The following is a 23,557-nucleotide window of genomic DNA, read 5'->3' as shown; positions in this document are numbered from 1 at the left end:
CCGCTCTGGGGGGGCTAATGTGGATGGGTTCAATCGGTAGGGGGCGCTGAATTTTGAGCCCGGATGTTCATTTCGTTGTCGCCACCCAAAGTTCTGAAACGAACTCCCGCGCTTCGCGCAGATCGGGATCATCAGCGAGGTTTAAAGCCATGACTTCGTTTACCCACTTTGATCCATGCCCAGAAATAGATCTATTAAAGCACTCCATCTCACCGACCTCCACCACGTGCAAGCCCAATTTTTTTAACATCGCATGTAATTCCTTGTAGGCAAGCGTAGCTTCGCCTGGTGGTACAAAGGACTTGCCGGACAGCTTGGCAAGCGCCCACGGAGAAGCTTGTTTGACCACCCCCCTTATCCTATCCGCGACGGGTTCCGACAGAACCTCCCCTGCTTCGTCGAGGATATTTTCTATTTCGGTCCGAACCTCGTCCTTTGTAAGCTCCTTTTTACGCCCCTTCATTCCGTTGGCAAGAATTTTGAAATTCCTTTCGATGTCAGCCCACATTCCACCGAGAGCTTCAACGACCGGGCGCAGCGGATGTTCAGCCGACAAAATGTCAAAATCTGCGATCACATGTACCGGCACACCTAAAGCGCGAAGTGCGGGAATAACTGTACGGAATCGATCTTTACCGCCGACGTGTGCGAAGAGTAAGTGCGGGCGTCGGATTGCTGGTTGCTCTCCCACCACAGCTTCTAGCATCGCGGCGTAGAACTGACAATCGGTATCGGCCTCGCAGAGCACTACACCATCGTGAAATAGGCCATCGAGGACATTCGAATGCCGAAGCAATGGGTCTTTCCAGAGCTTCGCGAGTTCGTTGTCTTTCAGCTCAATCGGTGTGTTCTTAACGCCATCCCGCGTCAATCGAACAATCTTAACGTTTTTGACATTTGCATCGAGGACGCCCCGAAGGAAATCGCCACTGTGAGTGGAAACAATGACCTGACACCCATCAGGCTTCTTTTTTGCCAACAGAGATCCGAGATAGCGAGCCTGCGGCGGATGAAGAAACGCCTCCGGCTCATCCAACAATGTTACGAACGGCTTCCATACAAAAACACGCAGAACGGTTCCGAGAAAACTTCGAATACCATCACCCTGATGATGCGCGAGCGGAAGCTTACTTAACTGGTCGAGATACTCTTCTGATACTCGGTCGTGTTCCGTGTCGCGCGTCGGGCGCTCTCCGCAATGCAACGGTATTTCAGAACCGTCTCCATGGTTGACAACCACGTCCATGCCAAACGCATCTCGAAAGTAACCGGATATTTCTAATTCAAGATCAGTTTTTCGGTACAACTGTTGAATGGGATGCGTAATTGGATCTCCTTTTGTATAGCTAATGGCCTTGGCAGGATTTGCAATTGTTAGGCGGGTCTCCGTATCCAAAAAATCAATGCAAAGAGCACCTAGCACCTGCTTTGTCCAATGGATATTGCTCTGGAACCATTCGAGAGCGGTTTTCCTAGGGTGGCGGCTTCCGCGGCTTGGAGTCTGGAGTTGCGCGTCAGATGCATCATTGAGTGCGCCCTGATTGGAGAGCCAAATTTCTACGATAGAAGGATCAGACGTGTACGTGAATTCAACTTTATCAACGACATTTCCTTTATATTCCGTTAAGTGCTGATTTGGAGCCAGAAATGTTTTTGAAATGTCGCGAAGACTTTGACTTTTTCCAGTGTTGTTGCCACCCACGATGACGACTAGGTCACCGTGCCCAACTGATATTGATGTTCCGTCGCTGAAACGGAGCGCAGCTAAACCGAAGTGGAAATTTGAGTGGCCATCTTCCGAATTCACTGCCTTCGCGATATCGTTTCCCATTCCATTTTCCTTGGTGCCAAAACGTCCCCGATACTTTCGATCAAGAGCGTAACACGAGAGGTGGGATAGCAGGCTAGCCTCTCATTGGCGATGGTAGGTTATTGAAGAGACCGGATGGCCGAAGCGTTCTAAAGGCTGCCATTCGCTTTGTGCCCGGTCGGACGGCCGAAGTGGGTCGTCAGCCGCCCTCCATGGCCAGCGCTCGTCTCCGTCTCGAGGTCGCTGCAGACCTAGCGTGTGGCAGCCTGCCAGGTGCGTGCAGGCAATCCGCGGCGTCGAAGATCCCAGCCAGCCAGGCCGACCCCGCCGGCGCCAGCGCACTCCCTGCATTGAGGTCGGCTCGGCAGCATGCCGCGGTCAGCTGGCCGGTGCCGCGGGGCAGTGCGGGGGTAGTCCCCCCCCCCCACAGCCAAGAAGTGATGTGTTTGAACCGCATCCGCATAAGGACAACAATTCTCTAGAGTTTTTTGTTGATATTATGGCGAATAACCCCTATTTTTGAACCATGCCATCGATTCCACCGCGTCGCTCGCCGAAGCACACCCCTGTCTTGGTCAAGAGCTCCCTGGAGCGCTTGGGGAAGCGCCTGATCCTCGCGCGGAGACTGCGGGAAATGACGCAAGAGCAACTCGCCAGCCTGTCGGATGTGTCGCCCTCGACGCTGCGATCGCTGGAGGAGGGCGCTGACGGCGTGTCAATTGGCAACCTGCTCAAGGTCCTGCAAGGCCTGCACTTGCTGGGCCAGGTGGACGAGGTGCTCGATCCACACCGCGACCCTGAGGCCATTCCGTTTGCCGAACGGCGGGTTGGCCGCTGATGCCGACGGTGCCTGTCTGGACCTGGCTGCCAGGGAGCGACACGCCATTGCATGCCGCCGATCTCACGGTCGAGCGCACCGCCCGGTTCAACTATCGGCCCGACTACCTTGCGCGCGGCGACGCGCTCCCCCTGGATCCGGTGGCGCTTCGCCTCGCGCGCAGTGCCCGCGGCATCGCCATTTCTGCCGCCGACGGTCTCCCTGGCGTGATCCGCGATGCTAAGCCGGCGGGCTACGGTGCGGACCGCCTGCATGCGCATGCGGGGACCGAGCTGAGCCCCCTCGAGCTGCTCGAGCGCGGGGTCCCGGATGGCGTCGGGGCCATTGAGGTCTGCGTCGACATGGACCACAAGCTGGCCTGGCGGCCCAAGGGCCTGGAGGAACTGAAGTCCATCGCCGAAGAGCTGGACGCGGCCGCGCCAGCCAGCCGAGCGCTGCGCCGGCTCAACGAGGACTTGGACACCAGCGCGGGCGGGGAGCGCCCGAAGGCGACCCTGGTGCATGAAGGCCGCCTCTGGCTGGCGAAGATGCAGGACCGCGGCGATCGGCCGGCCATGCCGGCCCGCGAGTTCGTGACGATGCGCCTGGCGAACATGGCGGGGCTGGACGCGGCACCAGTGGTGCTGCACACCTTCGGCTCGCACCAGGTCTTGCTGGTCGAACGGTTTGACCGCGCGGGGGATCCGTATCGCCCGCAGCGCCGCCTGTTCGCCAGTGCCCACACGGTGCTGCGACTCCCCTTGGACGCGGTCAGGGGCGATCCGCAGCGCTCCTACCTGAACCTTGGCGATGCCGTGCGCGTGTGGGCGAGGGGGCGCGACGACTTGGGCGCGCTGCTGCGCGAGCTGTGGCAGCGCATGGCCTTCAACGCCCTGGTCGGCAACGTCGACGATCACCCGCTAAACCACGGCCTGCTGCATGACGGCCATGCCAAACGCGGTTGGCGGCTGGCGCCGGCGTTCGACATCACGCCCGCCATGACTGGAATGCCGCGGCCGCTCGCCGACGGCCCCGGATTGTTCATGGCCACCAACGCCGACGGCACGGCCCGCACCGGGGTGCCGCGGCTGACCGCCGCGGCGGGCCATTTCGGGGTGGACGCCGACGCGGCGGGCGCCTGGTTGCAGGCGACGGCCGCGCTCGTGGCCACGAACTGGGAGCCGATGCTGCGTGCGGCGGCGGGGCCGATCATGGAGGACGCCGCCAGGCTGGACGGGCTGATTGCCGAGGCCCGGGCCGCCTTCGCCTACAGCGAGTGGCTGGTCGGAAACCCCTGACCCGGCTCTCAGAGCCTGTTTGAAAATTCAAGGATGGGCGACTCTGCGTAGTAGAAGTCCGCCCATTGCGATATAGACCATTGCCTCGGACACGTCGGGACGTCGCTCGTAGTCCCTGACCAGGCGGCACCAGCGAATCATCCTGCCGAAGGTCCGTTCCACTACCCAACGCCGGGGCAGAACCGCGAAGCCAACCTGATCCTCGTGGCGACGCACCACCTCGACGACAAAGTCGAGCGTCGCGGCTTTGTCCATCAGCGCGCGACGATCGTACGCGCCATCAGCAAACAGATGTTTCAGGCCCGGCCAACGCCTCTTCAAGGCCTCCAGTACCGTCACTGCCCCTGTACTGTCGGCAATGTCTGCAGGCGTCAGGTTCACCATCAGCAGCCACCCATTTGTATCCACGGCAATATTGGCCGTTGTACCTCATGAAGCTGCCTTCGAAGTCAGGCCGGATCGAAGGATCGTTCCGGCTCGACAAGCACCCTCGGTTCTCCGGCAATCCGTCCCGCCATCGAAACCCACTCCAACGCACAATCCCCCACGCAATGTCATTCGCGCAGAGCAGGCGGGAACCGGCGCGCGGCGCCCGCCTGCCGCGGGTTAGCGCTTCGCGCTGGTCTTCTCGATTGCCGCGCGCAGAATCGCCAGCGCTTCCTCGGCCGTCTCCGCCGGGGTATTCAGCGGCGCAAGCAGCCGCAGGTTGTTCCGATACACGCCGCACTTGATCACCAGCAGGCCGCCTTCCCGGCAACGGTCGATCACTGCCTGGGCGAACTCCGCATCCGGCTGCAGCGGATCGCCATTTCGCACGAACTCCAGCGCCAGCATCGCGCCCACGCCGCGCACCGTGCCGACCGCCGGGAATTCGGCTGCCAGGCGCTCCAGCCCGGCCCGCAGCGTTTCGCCCAGCGCGCGGGCTCCGGACAGGATCTGCTCTTCCTCGAATACGTCGAGCACGGCAAGCGCTGCCGCGCAGGCGAGCGGGTTGCCCGCATAGGTGCCGCCAAGCCCGCCCGGCGCCGGCGCGTCCATGATCTCGGCGCGCCCGACCACGCCGGACAGCGGCATGCCGCCGGCCAGGCTCTTCGCCACCGTGACCAGATCGGGTTGGATGCCCGCATGCTGGAAGCCGAACATCTTTCCGGTGCGGCCAAAGCCCGCCTGGATCTCGTCGAGGATCAGCACGATGCCATGCTTGGTGGTCAGCGCGCGCAGTGCCTGGAGGAATTCGTTGCCGGCCGGCAGGAAGCCGCCGTCGCCCTGCACGGGTTCGAGGATGATGGCCGCCACGCGCTCCGGCGCGATCTGCGTCGCAAACAGTTCTTCGAGCGCGCGGATCGCGTCGGCGCCCGTGAAGCCGCGGTATTCGTCCGGGTACGGCGTGTGATAGACCTCGCCGGCCAGCGGGCCGAAGTTCTGCTTGTACGGGGTGCTCATGCCGGTCAGTGTCGAACCCAGCAGCGTGCGGCCGTGGAAGCCGCCGCGGAACGCGATCACGCCGGGCACATTGCGGTAGGCGCGCGCGATCTTGATGGCATTCTCGACCGCCTCCGCACCTGTCGTCACGAGCAGCGACTTGTAAGGTTCGCCGCCGCCGACCAGCTTGTTCAGCCGGGCCGCCAGTTCGACATAGACGTCATAGCCCACCACCTGGAACGCCGCATGCGTGACGCGATCGAGCTGGCGGCGTACCGCCTCGACGATCTTCGGGTGATTGTGGCCGATATTCTGCACGCCGATGCCGCCGACGAAATCGATATACCGCCGTCCCTCCACGTCCCAGAGATAGGCACCTTCGGCCTTCTGCGCGAACAGCGGATGGGCGGTGACGACACCATGCGGCACATGTTCGGTGCGCGCCGCGATATGGGCTTGGTTGGATTGACTCATTGGATGACACCTCTTTCATGGTCCGCGAGATCGACGTCGCGGGTTGGTTTCGACTGGGGTTGCGGTTGCGGTTGCGGTTCTGGATGAAACGCGGGCGCCGCGCTGGCGCCGGCGGGCGCTGACGCGGCAAGAATCTCGGCGAGATGGCGTGGCTCGCGCCCTGTCAGCTTGCGGATCTGGGTGCGGCAACTGAAGCCGTCGGCGGCGACCAGCGCCTGCGCGGGCAGGCCGGCGAGCTTGGGCACCAGCGTGCTTTCGCCGATCGCGCGGGCGAGGTCGGCCGTCTTGCTGTGATAGCCGAACGCGCCCGCCATGCCGCAGCAGCCGGTATCGAGCACGTTCGCGCCCAACCCGCTTTCGGCCGAGGTGCCGCCGCACGCGCGCTGATGGCAGTGCGCGTGCAGGTGGACGGCGGCGCTCGCGCCGAGCGCGATGTCCGCCCGCGTGGCGAACTCGGCCATCGTGACAACGAGCCTGGACAGCGCCCCGGCGCGCGGGTCGTCGGGGAGCAGGGCGGGCATTTCGTCGCGGAACACCGACAGGCAGCTTGGCTCCAGCACCAGCACAGGCACCCCGGCCGCGACCGGACCGGCCAGCACGTCGAGAATCTCGAGCAGGTTGCGGCGCGCCGCGTCGAGCATGCCGACGTCGTAGAGCGGCCGCCCGCAGCAGACGTGCCGCGTGGCAAGGCGCGCATGCCAGCCATGCCGCTCGATGACGGTCACGGCGGCTTCGAGCACGCCGGGCGTAAACCCGTTGTTGAAGGTATCGGTCCACACCAGGACATCGCGCGGGCCGTAGCCATGCACGGGCTGCTCGCGCAGCCGCCTCGCCGTCGCGCCGCGAAGGAAGGCGCGGCGGGCGATGTCGGGAAAATTCGCCGTGCGCGCCAGGCCGAACAGCTGGCCGATGCGGCGCGCGACCGGATTGCGCAGCGCGGCATTGAGCGCGCCGCCAACGTATGTCGCGGCGGGCAGCCACTGCCCGATGCGGCCGATCGCCGCATCCATCGGCGAACGCAGGCGCCGCTGGTAGTAGCGGTGCAGGAATTCGCTGCGGTACTTGGGAATGTCGACGTGGGTCGGGCAGTCGTTCTTGCAGCCCTTGCACGACAGGCACAGGTCCATCGAATCCTTGACGGCCTCGGCGTCGCGGGTCTCGCTGATGACCTCGCCGTTGAGCATCTCGAAGAACAGCCGCGCGCGTCCGCGCGTGGCATAGCGTTCTTCCCGCGTGGCCTTGAAGCTCGGGCACATGGTGCCGCCTTCGAGCGAGCGGCACTTGCCCATGCCGATGCAGCGCTCGGTCTCGCGGCCGTAGCCCGAGCCCTGGCCATCGCCCATCGGGTAGGAGAACACGCTCGCGCGCGTATCGCGCTTGTAGCCGGGCCCCAGACGCAGGTTCTCGTCGACCGGCATGGCGTCGATCAGCTTGCCCGGGTTCATCAGGCCGCGCGGATCCCACAGGGCCTTGAACTCGCGGAATGCCTGCATCAGGCGCGGGGAGAACATCAGGTGGAGGAAGTCGCCCTTGGCCTGTCCGTCGCCATGTTCCCCCGACAACGATCCTTTGTACTTGACGACCAGCGCTGCCGCTTCCGCGAGGAAGCGCTTCCAGTCATCGACGCCGGCTTCCGAGCGCAGATCGAACGTGATCCGCGAATGAATGCAGCCATCGCCGAAATGCCCGTACATATTGGTCTTGTAGCCGTAGCGCGCCACCAGCGCCGAGAACTCGCGCAGATAGGGGCCAAGCAGTGCCGGCTCGACGGCGGCGTCTTCCCAGCCGACCGTCGGATCGGGCTGGCCCGGCACGGTGGACAGCGAGGTGGCCGACGCCCCGGTTTCGCGGATCGACCACAGGCGGCCCATCAGGGCGGCATCGGCGACCACGCGCCGGCTGGGGCGGCTCGGGAAACTCGCCGCGGCGGCGGCGGCGCGCTCGGCCAGCGCCGTTGCGTCCGCCCGCTGCACGGCGCCGAACTCGATCATCAGCCAGGCGTTGCCGGCCGGCAGCTCGGCAATGTCGTCGAGCTTGAGTCCGAGTTCTTTGAGGCCGCCGATGATGCCGGTGTCGAGACCTTCCATGGCGATCGGCCCGAGCGCCAGCAGCGCCGGCACGCAGTCGGCCGCGTCGAAGATGCTGTCGAAGCCCAGCACCAGCAGCACGCGCTGCGGCAAGCCTTCGACCAGCCGGGTCTCGGCGCGCAGCACCGTCGCGCAAGTGCCTTCGGAGCCGACCAGGGCACGGGCAATATGAAAGCCGTTCTCGGGCAGCAACTGGTCGAGGTTGTAGCCCGACACGCGGCGCTTCAGGCGTGGAAACCCCGCGCGGATGTCGTCCGCGTAGCGTTCGGCGAGCTCGCGCAGGCCCCGCACGATGCGCGCGCGCTCGCCACCGGCGGCCATGTGCTCGGCATAGGCGGCGTCGTCGGTGGCGCCGACCCAGAAGCGCGCGCCGGTCGCGCTCACGATCTCCAGCCGTTCTATGTTCTCCACGGTCTTGCCGGCCATGACCGAGTGGGCGCCGCAGGAGTTGTTGCCGATCATGCCGCCCAGCGTGCAGCGGCTGTGGGTCGCGGGGTCCGGGCCGAAGGTCAGGCCGTGCGCGGCCGCGGCCAGCTTCAGGTGGTCGCAGATGACACCTGGCTGCACCCTGCCGATGCGCTGCGTCGGATCGACAGCCTCGACGGCATGCAGGTACTTCGAGTGATCGATGCAGACCGCCAGGTTGACGGACTGCCCGCTCATCGACGTGCCCGCGCCGCGCGGCACCATGGCGACACCCATCTCGCCGCAGACGCGCACGGTGGTCTCGAGGTCCTCCAGCGTCCTGGGAATCACCACGCCCAGCGGCACCTGCCGGTAGTTCGATGCTTCGGATGCATACACCGCGCGAGTGACCGCGTCGAAGCGCACCTCCGCGGTGGTGGCGGACTCCAGGCGCTTGCGCAGCCGCAGCAGCACGTTGATGTCGGTGGGCTCGTGGGCCTGTGGAGATGGCATTGGCGTTCGTCGCTTGGTGGTCTATGCGTGGTCGCATGCGACCGGAGGGTCAGGGAGAAGGGCACCGGCGCCGCCCGATGGCGGCGAGATGGCGAACCCGGCCGCTCATTGCTCTCCGGCCACGGGTGCCATCCGGCAGTTCCTGGCAGCGCTTCCCCGTCCGGTTCGGAATGAGTATAGGGATCAAGGTCTTGCAGCTTCTCCCGAATTCACGGGGCCGCGCAGCAGCGAATACCGTTATCGCCGCGCCAACGGCAGTTCCTTCGCTGGCGCGCGAGTCCGCGCTGGCGGCAAGGCAAGGCGGCCGGCATCTGTCGGCCGCCTTGCGTGGCGGTGCCTGTCGGCGGTCAGTCCAGCAGCCCCTGGCACACGTACTTGATGTGCATGTACTCTTCCAGGCCGTGGCGGGAGCCCTCGCGCCCGTAGCCGGAATCCTTGATGCCGCCGAACGGTGCGGCCTCTGCCGCGACGGCGCCTTCATTGACGCCGACGATGCCGGATTCCAGCGCGTCGGCCAGGCGCCAGATGCGGCGCACGTCATTGGAGTAGAAGTACGCCGCGAGGCCGAACGGCGTCGCGTTGGCCGCGGCGATCACGTCCGCCTCGGTATGGAAGCGCGTCACCGGCGCGACCGGGCCGAAGGTTTCCTCGCACGAGCATGCCATCGTGTCGTCGACATCGACCAGCACCGTCGGCGCGTAGTAGTTCGGGCCCGCGCAGCGCTCTGAGCGCACACGTTCGCCGCCCACGACCACGCGCGCGCCGCGGCTGACCGCGTCCTTGACATGCCGTTCGATCTTGTCCACCGCGCGCGCATTGATCATCGGGCCGATCTGCGAAGCGGGATCGCTTGCCGGGCCCACCACGAGGGCGCCCACGCGCGAGGCCAGCTTGTCGACGAACGCGTCGTGCACCTTGTCCTGCACGTAGATGCGGTTGGGGCACACGCAGGTCTGGCCGCCATTGCGGAACTTGGCCGCCATCAGGCCGTCGACGGCGGCGTCGATATCCGCATCGTCGAAGACGATGAACGGCGCGTTGCCACCGAGCTCGAGCGACAGCTTCTTCAGCGTATCCGCGGAGCGCCGCGCCAGGTGCTTGCCAACCGGCGTCGAGCCGGTAAAGGTAATCTTGCGCACGCGCGGGTCGTCGAGCCAGACGTCGACCACCGCCGGCGCGCGCTCGCGCGAGGTGGTGACGATGTTCAGCACGCCCGGCGGCACCCCGGCGATCTCGGCCAGCTTGACCAGCGCCAGCGAGGTCAGCGGCGTGTCCTCGGCGGGCTTGCAGACCACCGTGCAGCCGGCGGCCAGCGCCGGCGCTATCTTGCGCGCGATCATCGCGGCGGGGAAGTTCCACGGCGTCACCGCCGCGATGACGCCGACCGGCTCGCGCAGCGCAAACATGCGGCGGCCCGCCACCGGGGCGGCGATCACGTCGCCGTCGGCCCGCGTCGCTTCCTCGGCGAACCACTCCACATAGCTGGCGGCATACAGCACCTCGCCCTTGCCCTCGGCCAGCGGCTTGCCCTGTTCCCGCGAGATCAGGCGCCCCAGGTCCTCGACGTGGCTGACGATCAGGTCGTTCCAGCGCTTGATGATCTGCGCGCGCTGCTTGGCCGGCACCTTGCGCCAGGTGGAGAACGCCCGATGCGCGACGTCGACGGCGCGGCGCGCGTCGGCCGCGCCGCTGTCCGGCACCTGGGCAAACACTTCATCGGTGGCCGGATCGGTCACGGCCAGGGTAAGGCCGTCGGCCGCACCGCTCCATTCGGCGCCGATCAGGTTGCGCCCGGGCAGCAGGGTTGTGTTCTGGAGAGACAACGACATCGGAATGGCTCCTTTCATGCGAATTCAGAGGGATGGGTGCGGTGCATGCGGTTGCACGGCAGGCACCGCGCCGGGAATGTTCAGGTCGACCTCGTCGATCCATCCGCGGCGCAGTTCCGGCACCGAGCGCGCGAGCAGCGTGTAGTAGGGGTGGTTGCCGCTGCTGTCGTAGTCGGCATGGGGTACCTGCGCCAGCTTGCGGCCGTGCTGCATGACGACGATCTCGTCGCAGATCGCGCGCACGGTGTGCAGGTCATGGCTGATGAAGAGGCAGGAGACGCCCAGCTCGCGGCGCAACTCCGCCATCAGGTCGAGGATGGCGGCGCCCACCACCGTATCCAGCGCGGAAGTGATTTCGTCGCAGAGGATCAGCTCCGGCTCGGCCGCCAGCGCGCGCGCCAGGTTGACGCGCTGCTTCTGGCCGCCCGACAGCCCCGCCGGGGTACGCTGCGCGACGCCGGCGGGCAGCCGCACAAGGTCGAGCAGCCGGCGGATGCGGGCGCGCAACGCCTCGCCGCGCAGGCCGTGAAAGAACTGCAGCGGCCTAGCCAGGATGTCCTCGATGGTTCGCACCGGATTGAGCGCGGTGTCGGCCATCTGGAACACGATCTGGATGCGCCGCAGTTCCTCTCGGCTGCGCCCCGCCAGCGTCGGCTTCAACGCCGCGCCGTCGAACACGATGCTGCCCCCGCACGGCGGCACCAGCCCCGCGATGGCGCGCGCGAGCGTGGTCTTGCCGGAACCGGACTCGCCGATCACGCCGATCGCCTGGCCCCGGTACAGCGTCAGGTCAACTCCTTCCAGGATCCGCACAGCAGGCTGCCCGGCCGAATCGACGGGGCCGTAGCCGGCCGACAGATTGCGCACTTCGAGCAGCGGCGGCTGCGCCTGCGCCGCGGCCGCCGTTCCCTGGCGCCGCGCCGGGCGCGCCGCGGCAAGCAGGCTGCGCGTGTATTCGTCGGCCGGCCGGAACAGGATCTGGTCGGTCTCGCCCGCCTCGCGCATCTTGCCGTCGCGCAGCACCACGATCTGGTCGGCCACCTGCGCCACCACCGCAAGGTCGTGGCTGACATACACCGCGGTTGTCTTGCGATCGCGCACCGCGCGCCGGAAGGCGCGCAGCACCTCGACCTGCGTCGTCACGTCAAGCGCCGTGGTCGGCTCGTCGAGGATGACCAGGTCGGGGTCGGTGATCAGCGCCATCGCCGCCATCAGCCGCTGCAACTGGCCGCCGGATACCTGGTGCGGATAGCGCTCGCCGATCGAATCCGGATTCGGCAGCGCCAGCTCGCGGAACAGTGCCACCGCTTTCTGCTCGGCCGCGCGCCGGTCCAGCAAACCGTGAATCAGCGTGGGCTCCACCACCTGGTCCATGATGGTGCGCGACGGATTGAACGACGCCGCCGCGCTCTGCGCGATATAGGTGATGGAGCGGCCGCGCAGGCGTCGCCGCTCGTTGGGCGAAAGCCCCAGCACGTCGTGCTGGCCTACCTGGATGCTGCCCGCGGAAATCTCGCAGCCATGCCGCGCGTAGCCCATCAGCGCGAGCGCCGTGGTGGTCTTGCCCGAGCCGGATTCGCCGATCAGCGCCAGCACCTTGCCCGCCTCGATCTCGAAGCTGACGCCGTCGACCAGCGTGGCCTGGCCCGCGGTGATGCGCAGGTCGGTAACCTTGACGGAAGTCCCCATTATTTCGCTCCGTTGCGTGCCGAGCGGCCCGGCAGGTTGTCGATGACGAGGTTGACGGCAAGCGTCAGGCTGGCGATCGCCAGCGCGGGCGCGACCACGGCCATGCTGCCGTCGGACAGCGCGCCGATGTTTTCGCGCACGAGCGAGCCCCAGTCGGCATCGGGGGGCTGGATGCCGAGCCCGAGAAAGCTCAGGCTGGCCAGCAGCAGCACGACGTAGACAAAGCGCAGCCCCAGGTCGGCCAGCATCGGGCCGGCGATATTGGGCAGGATCTCCTGGCGCATGATGTAGCCGATGCCTTCCCCGCGCGTGCGGGCGACCGTCACGTAGTCCATCGCATTGATGTTGACCGCGAGCGAGCGCGCGATGCGGAAGGCCCCGGGGACATAGATGACCGCGGCGGTGATGGCCAGCATCCAGACCGTGGAGCCGAACGCCGCGACCATGATCAGCGCGAACATCTTGCTTGGTATCGCGGTCAGCGTGTCCAGGCCCCGGCTCAGGCAGGCGTCGACCCAGTGTCCGCTGACCGAGGCCAGGAGCGCGAGCGTGATGCCGATGCCGCTGGCGAACAGTGTCGACACCAGTGCCACCAGCACGGTGTAGCGCGCGCCGAGAATGACACGGGCCAGCATGTCGCGGCCAAGGTAGTCGGTGCCGAGCCAGTGGGCGGCGCTGACCCGGCCGAAGATCTGGACCTCGCCCACGGGAGTGCCGTCCTGCGGGATCACGATCGGCCCGACGATGGCGGCAATCAGCCACGCGGCAAGAATCAGCAGGCCGATCCATCCGGCCGGGCCGAGGGCAGGCAGGCCCGGGCGGCGGCGCGCCCCGGGCGGCGTGACTGCCGCATGCGTGTTGGAAGTAGTAGACATGACAACGGCTCCGGCAGGGTGTCAGCGGTGACGCAGACGCGGGTTGGCGACGATGCCGCAGACATCGGCCAGCGTGACGAGGACCAGGTAGGCCGCGCAGAAGATCATGGCGCAGACCTGCACGACGGGCATGTCGCGTTGCGCGACGCTGTCGACCATCAGCTTGGCGATGCCCGGATAGTTGAAGATCGTCTCGACGATGATCACGCCGCCAAGCAGGTATGACAGGCTGAGCGCCACGGCGTTGGCAATCGGGCCGACCGCATTGGGCAAGGCGTGGAACAGCACCATCCTCGTGGCGGAGGCGCCCTTGAGCTGGACCATCTCGACGTACGGGGCCTTGAGCTGGTCGATGACCGCCGCGCGCGTCATGCGCAGCATCTGGGCAACGATCACGCAGCACAGGCTCAGCACCGGCATCGCCAGCGAGCGCAACACCTTTTCCCAGGAATCGTCGCTGCCGATATAGGCAAGCGCGGGCAGCCAGCGCAACTGCACCGCGAACAGCAGCACGGCCAGGGTGGCCACCAGGAACTCGGGAATCGAGACCACCGCGACCGAACCCAGGCTCACGGCCCGATCGAACCAGGTGCCGCGATAGACGGCGGCGAGAATGCCGAGGGTCAGCGCGACCGGCACCGAGATCAGCGCGGTCAGGCCGGCAAGCAGCAGTGAAAGCGGCAGGCGGCTGCCGATCGTCTCGCTGACCGGCATGTGCGTGACCAGCGATTCGCCGGCGTCGCCCCTGACGAGATTGCCGAGCCAGTGCACGTAGCGCTGCGGTGCCGGCACGTCGAGTCCCATCTGGGCGCGCAGGGCAGCCAGGGCTTCCGGCGTGGCGTCCTGTCCGAGTTGTTCCTGCGCGGCGTCGCCGGGCAGCACGGCGGTGATCGCGAAGACGATCGCCGAAACCGCCAGCAGGGAGACCAGGGCGAGCCCGATCCGGCGCGCCAGCAGGCGCAAGATGAAGAGGTTCACGATATTTCCTCCTTCGATGGCTCAGGCTGCGCGCCAGGCGTGCCCGGCGAGCGAATGACCCATCGGGCCGCCCAGCGGAACCGGCGCAAGGCCCATGAGACGCTTGTTGTGGCCGGCTGGGCCGATCAGGGCATCCGGCGGTTTCGGGGCTGGCATGGCAAAGGGCTCCTGAATGACGAAGAAAGTGGGACTGGCAAAGCTGTCATGCGGCGCGCGGCAGCGGCGTGCGTTCAGGACACCTTGTCTTTCAGCCTGAAATAGAGACCGACGGCGGGCAGGAACCAGGGCGGCCCCACGTGCCCCGGAATGGCCGGCCACTGCCGCGCGCGCCACGGGTTGGCGGTGGTCTCGCCCGCCATCACGCGCGCCATGCATTGCCCCATGTGCACGGACATCTGCGTGCCGTGCCCGCTGAAACCCATCGCGTAGTACAGCCCGTCGCGCTCCCCCGCATGCGGCAGGCGATCTTGCGTCATGTCGACCAGACCGCCCCAGCAGTAATCGATGCCGACGTCGGCGAGTTGCGGAAACGCTTCCAGCATCGACGCGCGCAGAAGCCGCCCGCTCTTGGCGTCGGACTGCGGGTTCGAGCCGGCAAAGCGCGCGCGTCCGCCGAAAATCAGCCGGTCGTCCGTCGACAGGCGGAAATAGTGATGGACATTGGCGGTCGTCACGTAGGTGCGGCGCCCCGCGAGCAAGGCCTGTGCGCGTTCGCGCCCGAGCGGCTCGGTGGCCAGGATGAAGCTGCCGACCGGCACGATGCGGCGGCGGATCCAGCCGAACGTGCCATAGCCGCCATGACGCGTCGCGCCGGTGGCCAGCAGCACCTGGTCCGCTTCGAATACGCCGTGCGGCGTGTGCAGGCGATGCCGGTGGCCGGACCCGACGCGCTGCAGGCGCTGGACGGGGGTGTCGAGATAGATGCGCGCGCCATGCCGCGCCGCGGCCTGCGCCAGGCCCAGCGCGAAGCGGCCCATGTGCATCTGGCCGCTTTTCTTGTACAGCAGCGCGCCGTGATAGCGCTCGCTGGCGACTTCCGCACGCGTCTGCGCCGCGTCGAGCAGTTCCACATCGAGGTCGACACCGTCGCGGCGCAACAGATCGCAGCTGCGCGCGAGCGCGTCCAGGTGGCCAGGACGGGAAGCCAGCTTGAGTTTGCCATGACGCAGGAAGTCGCAGTCGATCTGCTCGGCGTCGATCACGTGCTTGACGGTATCGACCGCGGCGTCATAGGCGTGATACCAGTCGCGCGCCTGCTGCGCGCCCACGCGCGCCGCCAGCGTGGCGTAGTCGACCGCAAGCCCGTTGTTGACATGTCCGCCATTGCGGCCGGAAGCCTCTCCGGCCGGACGGCTGCCCGCCTCCAGCAGCACCACGCTCGCGCCGCGCCGCGCCAGCGCCAGCGCGGCGGACAGGCCGCAGAAGCCGCCGCCGACAATCGCGACGTCCACGTTCGACGTCAATGGTTCGGTGGCGCCGGCGAAGCGGGCAACGCCGTCATTCCAGTAGCTTTCGAGTTTCATATCGATTGTGAGAACAGGGGGTGCAATACGGCAATACGGCAGTACGGCAGTACGGGTTCGCTGTCCCGCCACCGCCCGCGCAGTCCCGCGCGATGCCGGCCCGGCTTGCGTCGGCGGCGACGCGGCACTGTTGCCGCTCGCTTGTCTGGCGGCGACATGGCGAAGCGCGTCAACACGGTGTCATTGAAGCATGGGCCAACGAGGACTTTGTAGGATATTGGCCTTCGCGACAGTGGATGCTGTGGTTTCGCGGGGTCTGTTTGGCATGGTGTGCCAGGTGCCCGGCGCGAGTGCATCTGCACCAAAAAAATCAAGGGATTACCCTAGGCCGTGGCACCGGTTCAGTGCGCTCGGGAAACAGCAAGTTTTTCCTATCCCGGGTCCCGCCGTTCATCGCATCATTGGCGCTCACTCATCTTTCGGCGAGGCCGGCGCACACATGGATCCCGCACCGCTCACACTCATGTCGGACGACAAGCCCGTGCATCTGCGCAACATGGTCGCGGCTGACCTGGCCGCTGCCCTGTCGCTGTCGGAACACTTGCGCTGGCCTTACCGCGCGAGCGACTGGGAAACGCTGTTCGCCCTTGGCGAAGGCCGTATCGCGCAGCTTGGCGACACCATCGCCGGCATTGGCCTGCGCTGGCTGTGGGAGCCGCGCGGCGCGTCGGTCGGGCTGGTCAGCGTGGCGCCCGCATCGCGGGGCCGGGGCATCGGGCGGCGGCTGATGGAAACGCTGACCGCGGGAGCCGGCAATGGCCCCATGCTGCTGCACGCGCCCACGGACAGCGAAGCGTTCTGCCGGCGGCTCGGCTTCACGCTGGGCGGCTACGTGCACCCTTACGAAGGCAAGGCCATCCAGGCGCCGCTGATGGCGCTGCCGCGGGGCTGCCGGCTCCGCCCGGCCGGACACAAGGATCTTCCACGCATTGCCGCCATGGACCACGCGGCCAGCGGCGCCGGGCGCCGTCGCCTGATCGAGGCGTGGCTGGCCCACGCCGTGGGCGCGGTGGTGCTGGATCATGCCGACGGCCCGCTCGGCTTCGCCATACTGCGGCGCTTCGGCAGGGGCGCGATGATCGGCCCGGTGGTCGCGCCCGGCGCCGGTCCGGCCAAGGCGATGATCGCGCATCTGGCCGGCCTGGCCGGCGGGCGCTTCCTGCGCATCGACGCCGTGGCGGACCCGGAGATCGAAGCATGGCTGCGCGACCTCGGGCTGGTGCATGCGGGCGGCATGCGCGCGATGAAGAAAGGCGCGTTCGCGCCGGCTTCGCCGGATTTCACCACCTTTGCCCTGGCCGACCTGGCCACCGGTTGAGCAGGGCATCGGATCAGACACACACACACGACCCGGACCGACAGATGGATCAGAAGGCAACGTTTCTCTACAAGGCCGACCCCGAGCGCGGCAGGATCTGGGCGCAAGTGTTCGCGCAGGCAGCACCCGGGATCGACTTTCGCCTGTGGCCCGACATCGGCGATCCCGCGCAGGTGGCCTATCTGGCGGCCTGGGAGCCGCCGGACGGCATCGCGCAGCGCTTCCCCAACCTGCGCGTGCTGTTCTCCACTGGCGCAGGCATCGATCAGTTCGACCTGGACGCCTTGCCCGCCGAGGTACCGTTGGTACGCATGGTCGAACCGGGCATCATCGACGGCATGATCGAATATGTCGTGTTCTCGGTGCTCGCGCTGCACCGGGACATGCCCGCCTATCGCCGCCAGCAGGCGTGCGAGCAATGGCGGCCGATCCAGGTACGCACTGCCGCCTCCCGGCGCGTGGGCGTGCTCGGGCTGGGATCGCTGGGGCAAGCGGCGCTGGCGCGCCTGAAACTGTTCGGCTTCGACTGCGCGGGCTGGGCCCGGTCGCCGCGCGCCGTCGACGGCGCGCGCACGTTCAGCGGCGCGGATGGCCTGGCTGCCTTTCTTGGCCGCACCGACATCCTGGTCTGCCTGCTGCCGCTGACCGACGAAACACGCGGCATGCTGTGCGCGCGCCTGTTCGATGCGCTGCCGCGCGGCGCCAGCCTCGTGCATGTCGGCCGCGGCCAGCACCTGCGCGACGCCGACCTGCTGGCCGCACTGGATGCGGGGCAGATCGGCGAGGCCATTCTCGACGTCACCGACCCAGAGCCGCTGGCGGCCGGCCATGCGCTGTGGCGTCATCCGCGGGTATGGCTGACGCCCCACATTGCCAGCATGACCCAGCCCGAGACCGCGGCGCGGGTCGTGCTGGACAATCTGCGCCGCCACCGGGACGGCGAAGCGCTGGTCGGGCTGGTGGACCGCGGCAAGGGATACTGAGCCGCGCCAGATCAGCGCCAAATCAGCGCCAAATACCAGACTGCCGCGCGGGTTGCCGGAGGCGGGTCCGCACCAATTGCACAGGTGCCCGGCAGCGTGGAAAATACCGCGTGACTCACAAGCGACAAAGGACCATGTCCGTGGCCGTCAAACTCGACCGATTGGATCTTCGCATCCTGGCGCACCTGCAGAAGAACGGGCGCATGACCAACGTGGACCTTGCCGACGCCGTCGGGCTGTCGGCCAGCCCTTGCCTGCTGCGCGTCAAGCGGCTCGAGCAGGCGGGCTACATCACCGGATACGGCGCGCGGATCTGCATGGACAAGCTCGGCGACGTCCTGACGGTGTTCACCGAGATTACGCTGGAAGACCATCACCGCGAAGACTTCGTGCGCTTCGAGAAGGCCGTGGCGGACGTGGACGAGATCGTCGAATGCCATCTGGTCAGCGGTGGCTACGACTACCTGCTCAAGTTCATCACGCGTGGCGTCAACCACTACCAGGAACTGATGGAGAGCCTGCTCGACCGCAAGATCGGCATCGAGAAGTACTTCAGCTTCATCGTCATCAAGTCGCCGTTCATCAAGACGCACTATCCGATCGAGCGGCTGTTTACATCGGAGGGCTAGCGTCGGCCGACGACGCCAGCCATGCGCCCGGGCGCGCGGACGGTTGCGCCCCCCGGGGCCGGAGGCGCCGTTCGGCAATCAGGACGTTGAAGTCTTTCAGACGCATTGCCCGGCTCTCACGGGACGCTGGGGAAGGCTTCGGTGCCGAGGGACGACGGCTTGCGCCGGCCGGTGTCCTGGCCGGTGAGCTGGAATTCGCTGGGCGTCATGCCACACGCGCTTTTCATGCAGCGGCAGAGATGGCTTTGGTCATAGAACCCGCACTCGTGCGCGGCCAACGACGGGGAGAGCCCCTGCCGGAGCAGGGCCTGCGCATGGCGGATCCGCTTCAGGCTGATATACCGGTGCGGCGTCATGCCGACCGTCTGCCTGAAGACCGTCACGAAGCGGCCCACGCTCAGCCCCACGACCGCGGCCAGCTTGCGCAACGGCAGCGGCTCGCCCAGATGCTGGTGGATATAGGCCAGCACCATGCCCAGGCGCGGATGCTGCGTGCTGGCCGCAACGGCGCTTGCCGGCCGGGCTCGCGAAGAGTGGGTGGATGCGGCGATCGGGCTCATGCTGGCTAGCATAGTGGCGATGCCGACGCGCATGCCGCTGTTTTGACCGAGCTGCGCCATAGCGAATTGCAAACTGGCGGGGCTGGAACGCAGATTCTGCGGGACCGGGCCTGGCTGCGGTCCGCATCCTTGGCTGGCGCCTTACTTCAGGATCACGAACACCTTGCGCAGCGGTTCATGGATTTCCCACTTGCCGGTCGTGTTGGCGGGAAAGAACAGCGTGTCGCCCGCCTTGATGCGCAACGGCTCGCCGCCGCTTGGCGTGAACACGCAGGAGCCGGCCAGGATATGCATGACCTCGGCCTCCGGCACCTGCCGTTCATAGGAGCCGGGCGTGCATTCCCACAGGCCGGTCCGGTTGTCGCCCGCGCCTTCCAGGGCGACCCGCAGGCTGCTGGTGCGGCACGGAGGCTGGCTCAGCGGTCGTCCGACCGGGCCGTCGTCGACCAGGTCGTTGCAGTGCACGGAGTTCGGGATGATGGTGATGGGCATGATGAGGCAAGCGCTGAGGCCGCCCGTCGTGACGGCGCGGCCGGGGAGTTGAGAGGGCCAGGAAGCTGTTTCGGCATGAAGCGAAGCGGTCCTGGCCAGCCGCGCGGCCGCGGACAGCGCAAGGGGTACTTGCCGTGCCGCGCCACGGCGCCAGGATCTTCCTGAAGCGATTTCCTAGGCGTTGGCCTCGACGGCATCGGCCAGTTGCGACAGCGAATGGAAGTGGTAGTCGGGCGTGGTGATCTGCGGCACTTCCATGGTGCCGCCGAATCCCGGCTGCGCATGGCGCCGTTCGATCCAGCAGGTCTTCAGGCCGAGTTGCCGCGCCACGCCGATGTCGTGGTACTGGCTCTGCGCGACATGCAGATTGTCGGCTTGCTTGAGGCCCCAGATCGCGTCATAGCGGCCGCGTGCATAGGCGAAGTACTGCGGGTCGGGCTTCTCGGACAGGGCGTCATCGCAGGTGTTGCTGTCGTCGAACGGGAAGTCGAGCGCCTTCTCGAAGTGCGTCAGCGCCCAGCGCTGCGCATTGGTCATGGCCACCAGCTTGAAATGCTTGCGCAGCCGCTTCAGGGCCTGCACCGAGTCGGGGAACGGCTTCCAGTTCACGACCGAGTCGCGCAGCCCGCGCGCCAGCTCGTCGGAGTCGGGAAAGCCGAGGTCGGCCGCCATCAGGTGCCAGCAGCGCTCCAGGTCGTCCGGGTACCACATCGTCTTGTCGCCGGCGCGCGCGCGCCGGTAAGCCGCGAGGAATGCTTCGTCGGTGATCGGGCTGCCGGGCACGGCGCTATGGAAATAGTCGAGCATGCCGCCTTCGAAATCGATCAGCGTGCCAACCACGTCGAACGTCAGTACCTTGAAATCACGTAGTGCCATGAGGTGCCTCTCTATGGAAAAAGGAGCTTAAAAAGAAAAAGCGGATACAGGGGGTCCCTGGCCGCACTTGCATGCGGCCGCGGTATGGAAAAACAGGGGGCAGGCGGGCTGCGGGCGCTAGCTCACCCTTCGAGCCAGACGTTCTCGGCGAAGGCGTAGCCCATCATGCCGCCCAGCGGGATCGGCGACAGGCCGTTGAGCTTCTTGCTGTGGCCATCGATCGTGGCAAGGAACAGCGGAATGCCGATGCCCGAATCCTTGTGGATCATCGTCTGCATGTCGGCGTACATCTGCTTGCGCCTGGCGAGGTCCGTCTCGGCGCGCGCGGCGGTCAGCAGCGAGTCGAACTTCGGGTCCTTCCAGCGCGACTCGTTCCAGGTTGCATCCGACTTGAAGAACTGCGTGAGGAGGGTGTCGGCGTTCGGGCGCGGCACGATGGAGCCGAAGCCCACCGGGCTGCTGAGCCAGTGATTGGACCAGTAGCCGTCCGCCGGCATGCGCTTGACGTCGAGATTGACCCCCGCCTGGCGCGCGGACTGCTGCAGCACCTGCGCGATATCGACGGAGTACATGGCCGCCGGCGATGCCACTACCGGAATGCTCGCACTGCCAAGGTTCGCCTTCTTCAGGTAGAACTTCGCCTTTTCGGGATCGAACTGCCGTTGCGGCAGGCCGTCGAAATAGAAGCGGTTGGTCGGGTCGATCGGCTGGTCATTGCCGGTCAGCGCATAACCGAGCGCGATCGACTTCTTCATCAGCTCGCGGTCTTGCAGCAGCTTCATGCCCATCACGAAGTCCGGGTTGGTGCCCGGACCGACGTCGCGGCGCACGATCAGGTCGGTGTACTGGCCCGACTGCGTGACGAACACGGTATGTGCCGGCGACCCCTTGACGCGCGCGACCGAGCGCGGGTTGATCGTCGTGACCAGGTCCAGGTCGCCCGACAGCAGCGCGTTGACGCGCGCGCCCTCGTCGCCGATGCCGACGAACTCGATCTCGTCCAGGTACGGTTTGCCGGACTTCCAGTAGCTTTCGTTGCGCACCACCACCGAGCGGATGCCGGGCCTGAACTCCTTGAGCTTGAACGGGCCCGTGCCGATCCCGGTATTGAAGTCGGTGGTGCCGCTCTTCACGATATGGAAATGGAACGTGCCGAGGATCACCGGCAGGTCGGCGTTCGGGGCGGACAATACCACCGTCACCTCACTCGGGCCGGTGGCGGTCACGGTCTCGATCTGGTCGGCCAGCGCCTTGGCCTTGGACGCCGTGGCGGGGTCCTTGTGGCGCATCAGCGAGAACACCACGTCGGCGGGCGCGAGCGGCTTGCCGTCATGGAAGGTGACGCCCTTGCGCAAGGCAAACACCCAGGTCTTCGCATCCTTCGTCGAGAACGACTCCGCCAGCGCCGGCTGCGGCGTCAGCGTCGCATCCAGCCAGGTCAGGCCGTTGTAGAGCATATTGCAGCGGCAATAGTCGACCTTGTTCGACTGGCGCGCGGGATCGAGCGTATCGGAGGCGCCGGCATTGTCCCCGGCCACGCGAATCCGCCCGCCGCGGCGCGGCGTCTGCGCATGCGCCGAAACCGCCGCACCCGCCAGGCTGCCAGCCAGCGCCGCCTGCATGCCGCCGGCCGCGAACATGGCGAGGACGTCGCGGCGCGTGAAACCCCGGCGCATCGCATCCATGATGCGCGTGCTTTCCGCGGGTCCGATCAGGTCTTCAAGCGTTTTTCGGTCATTCATGGCAGGTGGGCTCCTGGGGGGTCGAAGGGCGAGTCGCGTTATGACAAGACGGTGTCAATGTAATAGGATCCGTGGCAGGGCAGATTCTGTCATGTCGTGTGCAGGGAGTCCGCTTGCTGCATAATTCCTTGTTCGATGGGAGAGTTTAGGGACAGCCGCTGGCTCCGGGCAACTTCCCAATTGTTGGGTCAAATATAATCTGAAGTTATGGCCAATTTCCGTCGCAAACTGCCGAGCGCCAATGCGCTGTTCGTTTTCGAGGCGGCTGGCCGCTGCGGCAGCCTGACCAAGGCGGCGGCCGAGCTTTACGTCAGCCAGCCCGCGGTCAGCCGCATGATGGCGCGCATGGAAGAGCGCATGGGCGTGCCCTTGTACAAGCGGGTCCGGGGCGGCATCGAACTGACCGACGATGGCCGCCTGCTGCACAGAGCCATTACCGAGGGCTTCAATGGCATCGAAGCCTCGATCAGCGAAATCGAGGCGCGGGCCACGGGCATGGAGACCATCACGCTGTCGGTGTCGACCGCCTTCACGACGCACTGGATGATGCCGCGCATGGAAAAGCTGCGGCGGGACTTTCCCGGCGTCGACCTGCGCTTTCAGCTGATTTCAGGCAAGGTGGGAGGGCCGATGCATGACGTGGATCTGGGCGTGCGCTTCTTTACCGCTGGCGAGACCCCGCAGAACGGCGCGCTGCTGATGCCGGAAATCATTCTTCCGATCAGCACCCCGGCCTACCGCGACGATTCCACGCACGGCAGCGACATCATCATCAACCTGACCGACAGCTTTCGCGACTGGCCGAACCTGTTCCCCGGCCTGCGGAAACGCGATCTCGACCTGTACAGCCTGAACTTCTCCGACTATTCGATCGTGATCCAGACCGCAATGCTGGGCCAGGGCATCGCGCCAGGATGGCTCAACGTGGTCTCGCACTGGATGCGGCTGGGAACCCTGGTGCCGGCCATCCGCCAGGCCCATGTCACGGAGCGGCACTGCTACCTGGTGCAGCAGGCCACGGCCACGCCGCGTCCGACCGTAGCCAGGCTGCGGGACTGGATCGTCGAGGAGACCTTCCAGGACATCGCGGAGATCGATCGGATGTATCCGGAGATGGAATTGCTGACGTTGGCCAGGGGAGGGCCCAGGCGCGGCCGCGGCGTGGCGAGCGAATTGCCAGTGGATCAGGGGAAATCGGTGGGGGGCGTCTGAAAGGGTCATGTTCCCCTTCACAACT

18 protein-coding genes and 1 pseudogene are annotated in these 23,557 nt (G+C 66.3%); 6 read left to right on the top strand and 13 right to left on the bottom strand.

Annotated features, from left to right (window positions below):
* Positions 1–67: 67 nt before the first annotated feature.
* On the bottom strand, positions 68–1,831 hold the full coding sequence (locus tag ACWTPI_RS30080; protein ID WP_454733569.1) for an ATP-dependent nuclease: 1,764 nt from the start codon (positions 1,829–1,831) through the stop codon (positions 68–70).
* Between the two features lie 505 nt (positions 1,832–2,336).
* On the opposite strand from ACWTPI_RS30080, the gene ACWTPI_RS30075 reads away from it, so the two are divergent.
* Both ACWTPI_RS30075 and ACWTPI_RS30070 read left to right on the top strand, forming a co-directional pair.
* Positions 2,337–2,648, top strand: coding sequence for a helix-turn-helix domain-containing protein (locus ACWTPI_RS30075; protein ID WP_029044204.1), 312 nt, complete (start codon positions 2,337–2,339; stop codon positions 2,646–2,648).
* 47 nt (positions 2,649–2,695) lie between these two features.
* Complete coding sequence (locus ACWTPI_RS30070; RefSeq protein WP_454733568.1) at positions 2,696–3,925, top strand: type II toxin-antitoxin system HipA family toxin; 1,230 nt, start codon at positions 2,696–2,698, stop codon at positions 3,923–3,925.
* Between the two features lie 27 nt (positions 3,926–3,952).
* On the opposite strand, the pseudogene ACWTPI_RS30065 reads toward ACWTPI_RS30070, so the two are convergent.
* From ACWTPI_RS30065 to ACWTPI_RS30030, 8 genes and pseudogenes are all read right to left on the bottom strand, one after another.
* Positions 3,953–4,354, bottom strand: a pseudogene (locus ACWTPI_RS30065) (transposase); the annotation flags it as partial.
* A gap of 177 nt (positions 4,355–4,531) precedes the next feature.
* The gene (gabT, locus tag ACWTPI_RS30060; RefSeq protein WP_020203713.1) at positions 4,532–5,821 is read right to left on the bottom strand and encodes a 4-aminobutyrate--2-oxoglutarate transaminase; all 1,290 of its coding nucleotides are present in this window, start codon (positions 5,819–5,821) and stop codon (positions 4,532–4,534) included.
* Positions 5,818–8,826, bottom strand: a complete 3,009-nt coding sequence (locus tag ACWTPI_RS30055) for an FAD-binding and (Fe-S)-binding domain-containing protein (RefSeq protein WP_454733567.1) — start codon at positions 8,824–8,826, stop codon at positions 5,818–5,820. The genes gabT and ACWTPI_RS30055 overlap by 4 nt, the downstream gene beginning before the upstream one ends.
* A gap of 347 nt (positions 8,827–9,173) precedes the next feature.
* Positions 9,174–10,655, bottom strand: coding sequence for an NAD-dependent succinate-semialdehyde dehydrogenase (locus ACWTPI_RS30050; protein ID WP_059412569.1), 1,482 nt, complete (start codon positions 10,653–10,655; stop codon positions 9,174–9,176).
* 24 nt (positions 10,656–10,679) lie between these two features.
* On the bottom strand, positions 10,680–12,344 hold the full coding sequence (locus ACWTPI_RS30045) for an ABC transporter ATP-binding protein (RefSeq protein ID WP_454733566.1): 1,665 nt from the start codon (positions 12,342–12,344) through the stop codon (positions 10,680–10,682).
* The gene (locus tag ACWTPI_RS30040) at positions 12,344–13,219 is read right to left on the bottom strand and encodes an ABC transporter permease (protein WP_020203717.1); all 876 of its coding nucleotides are present in this window, start codon (positions 13,217–13,219) and stop codon (positions 12,344–12,346) included. Before ACWTPI_RS30040 ends, ACWTPI_RS30045 begins: the two co-directional genes overlap by 1 nt.
* Before the next feature lie 21 nt (positions 13,220–13,240).
* Positions 13,241–14,197 (bottom strand): ABC transporter permease, encoded by a 957-nt coding sequence (locus ACWTPI_RS30035; protein ID WP_454733565.1) that lies wholly within the window; start codon positions 14,195–14,197, stop codon positions 13,241–13,243.
* A 230-nt stretch (positions 14,198–14,427) separates the two neighbouring features.
* Entirely contained in the window at positions 14,428–15,720 is a 1,293-nt protein-coding gene (locus ACWTPI_RS30030) for an NAD(P)/FAD-dependent oxidoreductase (protein WP_020203719.1), read from the bottom strand.
* Positions 15,721–16,159: 439 nt separating this feature from the next.
* Between ACWTPI_RS30030 and ACWTPI_RS30025 the strand changes: the two genes are divergently transcribed.
* From ACWTPI_RS30025 to ACWTPI_RS30015, 3 genes are all read left to right on the top strand, one after another.
* A complete protein-coding gene (locus ACWTPI_RS30025; protein ID WP_231586502.1) occupies positions 16,160–17,038 on the top strand; it encodes a GNAT family N-acetyltransferase in 879 nt (292 codons plus the stop codon).
* A gap of 44 nt (positions 17,039–17,082) precedes the next feature.
* Positions 17,083–18,021: a 2-hydroxyacid dehydrogenase gene (locus tag ACWTPI_RS30020; protein WP_454733564.1), complete on the top strand. Its 939-nt coding sequence runs from the start codon at positions 17,083–17,085 to the stop codon at positions 18,019–18,021.
* A 134-nt stretch (positions 18,022–18,155) separates the two neighbouring features.
* A complete protein-coding gene (locus ACWTPI_RS30015) occupies positions 18,156–18,650 on the top strand; it encodes an Lrp/AsnC family transcriptional regulator (RefSeq protein ID WP_020203722.1) in 495 nt (164 codons plus the stop codon).
* Between the two features lie 116 nt (positions 18,651–18,766).
* Here the strand turns inward: ACWTPI_RS30015 and ACWTPI_RS30010 are convergent, their stop codons facing one another.
* The 4 genes from ACWTPI_RS30010 to ACWTPI_RS29995 form a co-directional block, all read right to left on the bottom strand.
* The gene (locus tag ACWTPI_RS30010; RefSeq protein WP_454733563.1) at positions 18,767–19,270 is read right to left on the bottom strand and encodes an AraC family transcriptional regulator; all 504 of its coding nucleotides are present in this window, start codon (positions 19,268–19,270) and stop codon (positions 18,767–18,769) included.
* 81 nt (positions 19,271–19,351) lie between these two features.
* The gene (locus ACWTPI_RS30005; RefSeq protein ID WP_020203723.1) at positions 19,352–19,702 is read right to left on the bottom strand and encodes a cupin domain-containing protein; all 351 of its coding nucleotides are present in this window, start codon (positions 19,700–19,702) and stop codon (positions 19,352–19,354) included.
* A gap of 174 nt (positions 19,703–19,876) precedes the next feature.
* On the bottom strand, positions 19,877–20,578 hold the full coding sequence (locus ACWTPI_RS30000; RefSeq protein ID WP_020203724.1) for an HAD-IA family hydrolase: 702 nt from the start codon (positions 20,576–20,578) through the stop codon (positions 19,877–19,879).
* A 122-nt stretch (positions 20,579–20,700) separates the two neighbouring features.
* Positions 20,701–22,320 (bottom strand): ABC transporter substrate-binding protein, encoded by a 1,620-nt coding sequence (locus tag ACWTPI_RS29995; protein WP_059412575.1) that lies wholly within the window; start codon positions 22,318–22,320, stop codon positions 20,701–20,703.
* Between the two features lie 207 nt (positions 22,321–22,527).
* On the opposite strand from ACWTPI_RS29995, the gene ACWTPI_RS29990 reads away from it, so the two are divergent.
* Positions 22,528–23,532: a LysR family transcriptional regulator gene (locus tag ACWTPI_RS29990; RefSeq protein ID WP_454733562.1), complete on the top strand. Its 1,005-nt coding sequence runs from the start codon at positions 22,528–22,530 to the stop codon at positions 23,530–23,532.
* Positions 23,533–23,557: the final 25 nt, after the last annotated feature.

The organism is Cupriavidus ulmosensis, assembly GCF_977008105.1.
This window is presented reverse-complemented; position numbering and strand designations above follow the sequence as displayed.